The organism is Neobacillus bataviensis LMG 21833, assembly GCF_000307875.1.
Classification (GTDB): Bacteria; Bacillota; Bacilli; order Bacillales; family Cytobacillaceae; genus Neobacillus; species Neobacillus bataviensis.
Window position 1 is genome coordinate 1 of sequence record NZ_AJLS01000146.1, and the last position, 9,682, is coordinate 9,682.

Consider the following 9,682-nt stretch of genomic DNA (forward strand, 5'->3'; position numbering starts at 1 on the left):
CGTAGGGCGGAGAGCGAAGGGTACTAGCCGCTAGGGCGCTGGAGCTGGACATTTCTCAAAGTCGAATGATATAAATTCTGATATAAAATAAGGGGAAAGAGGATCACATAAAAAGGTGGTCTTTTTTCTTTCATACATTCCTGATATATCCAATTGGGATATATTTCGACTCATTCTAAAGAATTATCTCGAAAAAATAAGCATTACTGTATAAAATAGAATGATAGAAGAAGTAGAAAGAGTGATAGTTTTGAGTTGGATTCACGATTTGTTACAAAAGTTTAAAAAAGATGACGTAGAGGAATATAACGATTTCCCAATACATAATCATTATCCGGATACCCATTCGCCTCCAAGTCAATATGATAGTCTAAAAGATTTAGATACGAGAATTTCTTATCAATACCCTAAAGGTGGTAATCCTTCACCACTGCCGTCAAAGAAGCTTCAAAAGGAAAAGCAGGAAAGTTTCCTTCCTTGGAGACCTGAGAAGGTTTCTGAAAGACGAAGAAAAGTAGAAAAACCGCAAGAACCGGTGGTTAAAAAGGAAATACCTAAAACAATAAAAGAAATTTCACCAAAAACAGGGGGCGCGTTTCGTCCTACGGAAATTCCTTCGCCAGTTTTTGGATTTAACAGACCCAAAAAGTCCGATGTAATTGTGGAGCATGAATTAAGTCATTTTTTACAAGAAGAGTTTGAAAATCAGCCGGTGCAACCAATTATTGTCGAGGAAGAACGGATTGAAGTTACATTTACAAAACCAATTGAAGAAAAAGCAGAAACGATAACAGGAGCTGAGTCTGTAAATCCGGAAGCTGAATTGGCAGCTGCAAGTGAGGACGTTGATGCACCTGTCCCAAACCCTGAACCCGAAGAAGTTCCAAAACGTTCGCGTTTACCCTTCAATGTGATGATGCTAAAGCAGGACAAACAAAAATGGGAAGAACAAAAGAGAAAAAGGGAAATGGAACTGCAGATAGAACAACAGAGGAAAAGGGAATTGGAACTGCAGTCAGAACAACAGAGAAAAAGGGAATTGGAACTGCAGTTAGAACAACAGAGGAAAAGGGAATTGGAACTGCAGTTAGAACAACAAAGAAAAAGGGAATTGGAACAGCAGTCAGAACAACAGAGAAAAAGGGAATTGGAACAGCAGTCAGCAAAAGCGGCTGAGTTTATTCCAATCGAAAAGCAAGTAATCAAACCAATCGTAAATAACGAAGAAGAAACCTTTGAAGCTGGTGTATATGTACTCCCTGAATCCAGTTTGTTAAACCCGCCGGTAACAGAGGTCAGGGATCACGAGTGGTTACAGGGGCAAGAAGAGCTGTTAAACCAAACCTTGAAAAATTTTAATGTCGGAGCCAGTGTAGTTAATGTGACACAGGGGCCAGCCGTCACCCGCTTTGAGGTACAACCGGAGCCGGGCGTAAAGGTTAACAAAATAACCAACTTAAGCGATGATATAAAGCTAAGTCTTGCCGCACGAGATATCCGAATTGAGGCCCCCATCCCCGGAAAGCATACGATTGGGATAGAGGTGCCAAATCAAAAATCACGGCCGGTGTTAATAAACGAGATTATCCGGAGCAGCGTTTTTCACGAGTCTTCTTCACCATTAACGGCAGTGCTTGGTCTTGATATCGCCGGAAAACCAATTGTTACCGACTTGAAAAAAATGCCGCACGGACTAATTGCCGGGGCCACCGGATCGGGAAAGAGTGTATGTATTAACTCCATTTTGATTAGTCTGTTGTATAAAGCACGTCCGGAAGATTTAAAACTGTTACTAATCGATCCAAAAATGGTCGAGCTTGCACCCTATAATCGAATTCCACACTTAGTCAGTCCCGTGATCACGGATGTAAAGGCGGCAACAGCAGCATTAAAATGGGCTGTGGATGAAATGGAGAGACGGTATGAACTGTTTGCGCATACCGGTGTCCGCGACATCAACCGGTTTAATGAACTGGCCATGAAGCATAAGCGCTATTCCGATAAGCTGCCATTTATTGTGATTATTATTGATGAGTTAGCCGATTTAATGATGATGTCACCAGCAGATGTGGAAGAGGCGATTTGCCGGATTGCTCAGAAAGCCAGGGCCTGTGGTATTCATTTAATTGTCGCGACACAAAGACCATCAGTGGATGTTATAACAGGATTAATCAAAGCCAATATCCCAACACGTGTCGCCTTTTCAGTATCGTCACAAGTGGATTCGCGCACGATTATCGATATTAGCGGTGCAGAGAAATTGCTTGGACGGGGCGATATGCTATTTTTAGAAAATGGCTCCTCAAAACCTGTCCGCTTGCAGGGTACGTTCGTATCTGATGAGGAAATTGATCTTGTCGTTGCCCATGTGAAAGAGCAGCGGGAGCCTGAGTATTTGTTTGAACAGGAAGAACTGCTTAAAAAGGCACAAGTAACGGAAGAAGAAGATGAGCTTTTTTATGAGGCGTGTGAATATATTGTTGACCAAGGCGGTGCTTCCACTTCGAGCCTACAAAGGCGCTTCAAAATTGGCTATAACCGAGCCGCTAGATTAATGGATATGCTTGAACAAAACGGCTATATTACCGGTGCGAATGGCAGCAAGCCGCGTGATGTTTTAATAACAGAAGCTGATCTGGAAACTATGCAGGATTAGATTAGTACATTTTCGTAAACTGTTGCATTCTTTGTTTTCCGAAACAAATAATAAACTGGAGAACAGACTTGCCAATATAAAATGTAAGAACGCAAATAGTTTTTATAAAAAAACAATGGTATAATAATTAAATGGTTTTCATTCATGAAATAATTAATCGATACGTTTCTTAGATTCTAAAAGACAATTAGCAAATACAGACAGATGTCATATACTGTTTTACAGTATTACGTTTGGTTGGAGGTTCTTCTATGACTATTTACCATTTTGTAGGTATTAAGGGGTCTGGAATGAGTGCACTTGCACAAGTTCTGCATGATATGAAATTTCAGGTGCAAGGCTCCGATGTCGAAAAGCACTTTTTTACCCAGGATGCCCTTGAAAAATCAGGGATCACGATCCTTCCCTTCCAAAAGGAAAATATTACGCCAGGATTGACCATAATTGCAGGAAATGCATTTCCTGATACCCATGAAGAAATTCAAGAGGCTATGAAGCTTGGCCTTCCTATAGTTCGGTACCATCGCTTTTTAGGCGACTTTATGCAAAATTTTACTAGCATCGCGATTACAGGCGCACACGGAAAAACATCTACAACCGGCCTCTTGGCCCACACTATTGCAGGGGCAAAGCCCACTTCCTTTTTAATCGGTGATGGAACAGGGAAAGGGGAAGAAGGTGCGGAGTATTTTGTCTTTGAGGCATGTGAATACAGAAGACACTTCCTATCGTATTTTCCAGACTATGCCATCATGACAAATATTGATTTTGACCATCCCGACTATTTTGCCAATATTGATGACGTCTTTTCCGCTTTCCAAGAGATGGCTGTCCAAGTGAAAAAGGGAATTTTTGCTTATGGCGATGACGAGCAGCTGCAAAAGATTCAGGCAAAGGTTCCGGTTTTATTTTATGGATTTGGCGAGGAAAACGATTATCAAGCTAAAAATCTTGTGAAGACAACAGATGGAACAAGCTTTGATGTTTTTATCCGTAATACCTTCTATGACACATTTCGGGTCCCAACCTTCGGCGACCATAGTGTATTGAATGCACTCGCGGTTATTGGTTTATGTCATTACGAAGAAATTAATGTAGAAACGGTGAAAGAAAATTTACAAACGTTCCAAGGTGTAAAAAGAAGGTTTTCTGAAAAAAGAATCGGTTCACAAATCTTAATCGATGATTATGCCCATCATCCGACTGAAATTAAGGCTACGATTGAAGCGGCTAAACAGAAATACCCTGACAGGGAAATTGTTGCGGTATTCCAGCCGCATACCTTCACACGGACGCAAGCATTTTTAGATGATTTTGCTGAAAGCTTACAGCAGGCAGATAAAGCCTATTTATGTGAGATTTTTGGATCAGCAAGAGAAAATCATGGGAAGCTGACCATTAAAGATTTACAGGATAAAATTGATGGGGCTGAAATCCTTTCAGAAGAAAACACTTCCGTATTAAACGGATATGACAACAGTGTGATTATATTTATGGGTGCCGGTGATATTCAAAAATTCCAGGAATCCTATGAAAAACAACTTTTATAGGAAAAGCGCAAGCACCTTGGTCAGCGGCGTATGGCCCGGGGCTAGACAATTCTCAAAGTCGAAATTTATACTTCCTTATCTCTTAAAAAGAAGGATGCCGGCATCTCGCAGGCATCCTTTTACTTATTTCAGATTATCGGGGTTTAATACTTCTAATTCCGGTAAAACAAATAATCCATCTTTTCGGATTAATACATCATCAAAATAGATTTCCCCACCGCCGTATTCTGGGCGTTGAATATTAACCATATCCCAATGAATATTAGAATGGTTATCATTAAAAGCATCATCATAACATTGTCCGGGAGTGAAATGGAAGCTGCCGGCAATTTTTTCATCAAACAAAATGTCCTGCATAGGGTTCAGGATAAATGGATTTACCCCAATAGCAAATTCCCCAACATAGCGGGCACCTTCATCGGTATCAAATACTTTATTAATACGATCCGTGTCGTTCGACACTGCCTCAACAATTTTTCCATCCTTAAAGGTAAGCTTCACATTTTCAAACGTAAAACCTTGATATGGGGATGGTGTATTATATGTTATCACCCCGTTAACTGAGTTACGAACAGGGGCGGTGTAAACCTCACCATCAGGAATATTTAATCGTCCAGCACATTTTATTGCCGGGATATCCTTAATCGAAAAGCTGAGGTCTGTTCCGGGACCGGTGATGCGTACGTTGTCTGTCCGGTTCATCAATTCAACAAGTCCGTCCATGGCTTGCTCCATTTTGCTGTAATCCAGGTTACATACATCAAAGTAGAAATTTTCAAATGCTTCTGTACTCATTTTGGCTAATTGCGCCATATTTGAGGTTGGATATCGAAGCACAACCCATTTCGTTTTTGGAACACGGATATCTCGGTGAACTTTTTTGCCGATTGTATTCCCGTGGATTTTCATTTTATCATCCGGAACATCCGCGTGTTCATTGATGTTATCACCTGAGCGCAGGCCTATGTATGCATCCATTTTACTCATTACATTCGCTTCAAATTCAGCCATCATACTAAATTGCTCTTCCTGTGCACCGAATAGCAAAGAGCGGTCGACCTGGTGATCTTTTAATAAAACGAAGGGATATCCCCCTGCTGCGTATGCCTCCTTCACAAGTGCAGTAACAAGTTCACGCTGCAATCCGAAGTTTTCTATTAATACTTTTTCGCCTTTTTGGAGCTGCACCGAATAATTAATTAAATTTTTAGCCAGTTTCTCAATACGAGGATCCTTCACACTAACGCCTCCAACAAAATAAATAACTACAATTCTATTGTACCCGAAATGGGAAGAGAAAGTTGAACTGACAACGTGAGGCGATGGTAAAATTTTTTAAACAAATGGCAGGAAAACAAGACAAAAATAGGGAAGTAGTATAAGATAATGACGAGGTTTATATCCGTAATGGATGGGTAATACATAAGGACATAATGATAGTTAATACGGAGGTGCAGGATGGAAATTATTTTATACTTAAGCGTAGCATTGATAGCCATTGCTTTTTTTGTGCTTGTCATCTACTTAGCAAAAACGCTTAAATCACTTCAAGTTACACTTACCAGCGTTTCGAATACATTGACAGGGTTAGAAAAACAATTGGATGGTGTGACAACAGAAACCACGATACTTTTACATAAGACCAATGCGTTAGCTGATGATATTCAGCTAAAATCAGAACGGTTAAATAGTGTGGTGGAAGCGGTAAAGGATGTGGGAACAACAGTCTCCCAATTTAATGGAACACTAAAGAATATAACCAATACAGTTGATCAGCAGGTAGAAGAGAGTAAGGAGAAAATCTCACAAATTGTTCAATGGAGTAATATTTTTCTTGAATTAAAGGATAAGTGGCAGGCAAGAAAACAATCTATGGCTGAAGTACGCACTGAAGAAAGACAAAGGGTAAGGGGTCACTAATTAAGGAGGTTATTAAAATGTCCAGTAGAGAATATGAATCACGAGAAACAAATCAAGGTCGCAATGAGGAGTCTTCTAATAGCTTTTTACTAGGTGCATTAATCGGCGGAGTAGTAGGAGCCGCTGCGGCATTTCTCTTGGCTCCAAAGACAGGAAAGGAGCTCAGGGTTACGTTGAGTGATTCAGCAGGAACGCTTAAAGATAAAACATCATCCCTATCCCAAGGGCTTGTTCAGCAATCCTCAGGAATAATCAGTAAAGTAAAAGGAAAATCTGTAAACCCAAGTGAAAAAGCAGAGGAATCGGAAATAAACTATATTCCCATTCTCTCGCCAAAAGAAAATCCTCCTGCTAAAAAATCAATTGAAATCAAATCGGTAGACAGCAGTGAGATAAGAAAAAAATTAGAGGAAGCACAAAAAGCGTTTGATGAAGAAGAAAGCAAGGTTAAAATTTAATTATTTGTGATAAAAACGGTGAAGTGATAAAATGTCTTCACCGTTTACTATTTGGAGGAATGACGAATGCTTGAAAAAATTGAATCCATTGAACAGTTTGATCAATTGCTCACAAATGAAAGTAAATTTTATCTCTTGAAGCATAGTTTAACATGTCCAATCAGTCATGCTGCTTATAAGGAATACGAGAAATTTGCTAATGAAAATCAGGATATGCTGACCCTTTATTTAGCTGTTCAGGATTCACGACCATTATCAAATGAAGTTGCAGAAAGATTTCAGATTAAGCACGAATCACCGCAAGCCTTTCTTTTTGCAAATGGAAAAGTAGAATGGAACGCATCACACTGGAAAATTACCAGTCGGTCTTTGGGAAATGCCGGCGCTGAGAAGCAATAACCATTGAATGGCAAAGAGGATGAATCGTTCATCCTTTTATTTATTGAAAGACTTTTTTAAAAGAACATATTGAGATTCTCTAACATAAAATACTCTATTATACCATTTACTTTAGTGCTTAAAAGCGTTTAATCAATAAAGAAAAAAGAGATGACAAAGGAAACCATTTCAGCTATAATAAAGCCTAATTATTAAAAATTTTTGAAATTTAACACTAAGAGCTTGTAAATCATTCGTTAATGGCGGAAAATACTACTTAACATTTCCGGATTTAATGATTTGCGGGTAGGAAGGACGGGGATCAATAATGGCAAATAACGAATTGGATCAATTGAGAACGCGTGTAGATGAACTGAACTTGGAATTGTTGAAGCTGATTAACGAGAGAGCACAGGTTGTTCAAGAGATTGGACAGGTTAAAGGAAATCAAGGGGTATACCGTTATGACCCGGTCCGTGAAAGAAAAATGCTTGAAGTGATTAAAGAGCATAATGATGGGCCATTTGAAAATTCAACCATTGATCATCTTTTCAAAGAAATATTTAAAGCAGGATTAGATTTACAAAAAGATGACCATGAAAAAGCATTGCTTGTCTCGAGAAAGAAAAAGCCTGAAAATACGATTGTTAACCTAAAAGGCGAAACGATTGGCGATGGAAAGCAGCACTTTGTCTTTGGCCCTTGTGCCGTTGAGTCGTATGAGCAGGTAGCAACAGTGGCAAAAGCAATGAAGGAAAAAGGCTTAAAGCTCCTTCGCGGCGGTGCTTATAAGCCAAGAACCTCTCCATATGATTTCCAAGGGCTAGGTGTAGAGGGACTAAAAATTTTAAAACGTGTGGCAGATGAGTTTGATATGGCTGTCATCAGTGAAATTGTGAACCCGGCTGATATTGAAATGGCTTGCGATTACATTGACGTCATTCAAATCGGCGCCCGTAATATGCAGAACTTTGAACTGTTAAAAGCTGCCGGTGCGGTGAAAAAGCCGGTTTTGTTAAAAAGAGGGATTTCAGCAACGATAGAAGAATTTATTAATGCTGCAGAATATATTATGGCACAAGGAAACGGACAAATTATTCTTTGTGAGCGCGGAATTAGAACCTATGAACGTGCGACAAGAAATACACTTGATATTTCAGCCGTTCCAATTTTAAAACAAGAAACACACTTGCCAGTTATGGTAGATGTAACGCACTCCACTGGCAGAAGAGATCTGCTGCTCCCATGTGCGAAGGCTGCGATTGCCATCGGTGCAGACGGAGTAATGGCCGAAGTTCATCCAGATCCAGCAGTCGCCCTATCTGATGCGCAGCAGCAAATGAATCTTGATCAATTTGATCATTTCTATAGTGAATTGCTTGCATCAAACTTTGTTAAGCTTTAAATTAACTGTTTTTCTAAAAAACCTTCTGCAGCCGTTGCAGAAGGTTTTTTAGTGGAAAAAGGATATTTTTAAAAAATAATTGACAAATGCAATTGCGGCTTTACTATTCTTGTCGTATCATTAAAACATCATTAAGATTGTTTATGTTCTCACATACATTAACAAAAATGACTAAGTTTACTCATGCTGATGTAAAATAAAGAAAACAATGTACGTTTTAGGAGAGTGTTATACGTGAATATCACTATTTATGATGTGGCAAGGGAAGCAAATGTATCAATGGCAACCGTTTCCCGTGTAGTTAATGGAAATCCAAATGTAAAACCGGTAACCCGTAAAAAGGTATTAGAGGTTATTGAACGATTAGGCTACCGTCCAAATGCAGTAGCAAGAGGCTTGGCTAGTAAGAAAACAACCACAGTGGGTGTCATCATTCCCGATATCTCCAATATCTTCTTCGCTGAATTAGCGCGCGGAATTGAAGATATTGCCACCATGTATAAGTACAATATCATTTTAAGTAATTCCGACCAAAATAAAGAGAAGGAATTACATTTGCTTAATACCATGCTCGGTAAACAAGTGGATGGGCTTGTGTTTATGGGTGGAAATATTAGCGCTGATCATGTGGCGGAATTTGAAAAATCACCGGTGCCGATTGTTCTAGCTGGCTCTATTGAAGAATCAAATCAAATTCCTTCGGTAAATATCGATTATGAGGAAGCCGTTTATGATTCTGTCAAAGAATTCATTGAAAAGGGTCATAAACATATTGCCTTTGTCGTTGGACCGCTTCATGAGCCTAAAAATGCTCAGAAAAAACTAAAAGGGTATCAAAGAGCACTTCAGGAGTCGGGTCTGCCATATAATGAAGAGCTTATCGTTGAAGGAGATTATACATACGACTCCGGTATTGAAGCTATCGAAAAATTAATAGAGGGTAGTGAGAGACCAACAGCGATTTTGGTAGGCTCCGATGAAATGGCCCTGGGAGTCGTTCATGGTGCCGAGGACAAAGGCTTTAAGATTCCCGAAGACTTTGAGATCATCACCTCAGACAATACAAGACTGTCACTTATGGTACGTCCACAGCTTACAACAATTGTCCAGCCTCTATATGACATGGGGGCAGTTGCCATGCGGCTCTTAACCAAGTTAATGAATAAGGAAAAGACTGATGAACATATCGTTGTTCTCCCACATCGGATTGAACACCGTCAATCAACAAAATAAGAAAAGCGGAAGCGCCCTGGTCAGCGGCGTATGGCCTGGAGCGCTCCAACTGAGATAAAGGAAACACGAAGAGCCGGAGGCG

The 9,682-nt window shown here is 39.8% G+C and carries 8 protein-coding genes; 7 read left to right on the forward strand and 1 reads right to left on the reverse strand.

The window, feature by feature from the left end:
* Positions 1 to 268: 268 nt before the first annotated feature.
* Positions 269 to 2,656 carry a DNA translocase FtsK gene (locus BABA_RS22965; protein WP_007087652.1) on the forward strand — a complete coding sequence of 796 codons (2,388 nt, stop codon included), beginning with the start codon at positions 269 to 271 and terminating at the stop codon, positions 2,654 to 2,656.
* A gap of 251 nt (positions 2,657 to 2,907) precedes the next feature.
* Positions 2,908 to 4,206: a UDP-N-acetylmuramate--L-alanine ligase gene (gene murC / locus BABA_RS22970; protein ID WP_007087653.1), complete on the forward strand. Its 1,299-nt coding sequence runs from the start codon at positions 2,908 to 2,910 to the stop codon at positions 4,204 to 4,206.
* 123 nt (positions 4,207 to 4,329) lie between these two features.
* Here the strand turns inward: murC and BABA_RS22975 are convergent, their stop codons facing one another.
* The gene (locus BABA_RS22975) at positions 4,330 to 5,445 is read right to left on the reverse strand and encodes an aminopeptidase (RefSeq protein WP_007087654.1); all 1,116 of its coding nucleotides are present in this window, start codon (positions 5,443 to 5,445) and stop codon (positions 4,330 to 4,332) included.
* Between the two features lie 219 nt (positions 5,446 to 5,664).
* Between BABA_RS22975 and BABA_RS22980 the strand changes: the two genes are divergently transcribed.
* From BABA_RS22980 to ccpA, 5 genes are all read left to right on the forward strand, one after another.
* Entirely contained in the window at positions 5,665 to 6,126 is a 462-nt protein-coding gene (locus BABA_RS22980) for a DUF948 domain-containing protein (protein WP_007087655.1), read from the forward strand.
* 17 nt (positions 6,127 to 6,143) lie between these two features.
* Entirely contained in the window at positions 6,144 to 6,584 is a 441-nt protein-coding gene (locus BABA_RS26185; protein ID WP_007087656.1) for a YtxH domain-containing protein, read from the forward strand.
* A 66-nt stretch (positions 6,585 to 6,650) separates the two neighbouring features.
* Entirely contained in the window at positions 6,651 to 6,983 is a 333-nt protein-coding gene (ytxJ, locus tag BABA_RS22990; RefSeq protein ID WP_007087657.1) for a bacillithiol system redox-active protein YtxJ, read from the forward strand.
* Positions 6,984 to 7,290: 307 nt separating this feature from the next.
* Positions 7,291 to 8,367 (forward strand): bifunctional 3-deoxy-7-phosphoheptulonate synthase/chorismate mutase, encoded by a 1,077-nt coding sequence (locus BABA_RS22995; RefSeq protein ID WP_007087658.1) that lies wholly within the window; start codon positions 7,291 to 7,293, stop codon positions 8,365 to 8,367.
* A gap of 234 nt (positions 8,368 to 8,601) precedes the next feature.
* Entirely contained in the window at positions 8,602 to 9,600 is a 999-nt protein-coding gene (gene ccpA / locus BABA_RS23000; protein WP_007087659.1) for a catabolite control protein A, read from the forward strand.
* The last annotated feature ends 82 nt before the right edge of the window (positions 9,601 to 9,682 follow it).

What these genes read in the sequence shown, in the direction of transcription:
- BABA_RS22995 (WP_007087658.1), top strand. Translation starts at nt 7,291, where the DNA reads ATGGCAAATAACGAATTGGATCAATTGAGAACGCGTGTAGATGAACTG.
- BABA_RS22980 (WP_007087655.1), top strand. Translation starts at nt 5,665, where the DNA reads ATGGAAATTATTTTATACTTAAGCGTAGCATTGATAGCCATTGCTTTT.
- murC (WP_007087653.1), top strand. Translation starts at nt 2,908, where the DNA reads ATGACTATTTACCATTTTGTAGGTATTAAGGGGTCTGGAATGAGTGCA.
- ytxJ (WP_007087657.1), top strand. Translation starts at nt 6,651, where the DNA reads ATGCTTGAAAAAATTGAATCCATTGAACAGTTTGATCAATTGCTCACA.
- BABA_RS26185 (WP_007087656.1), top strand. Translation starts at nt 6,144, where the DNA reads ATGTCCAGTAGAGAATATGAATCACGAGAAACAAATCAAGGTCGCAAT.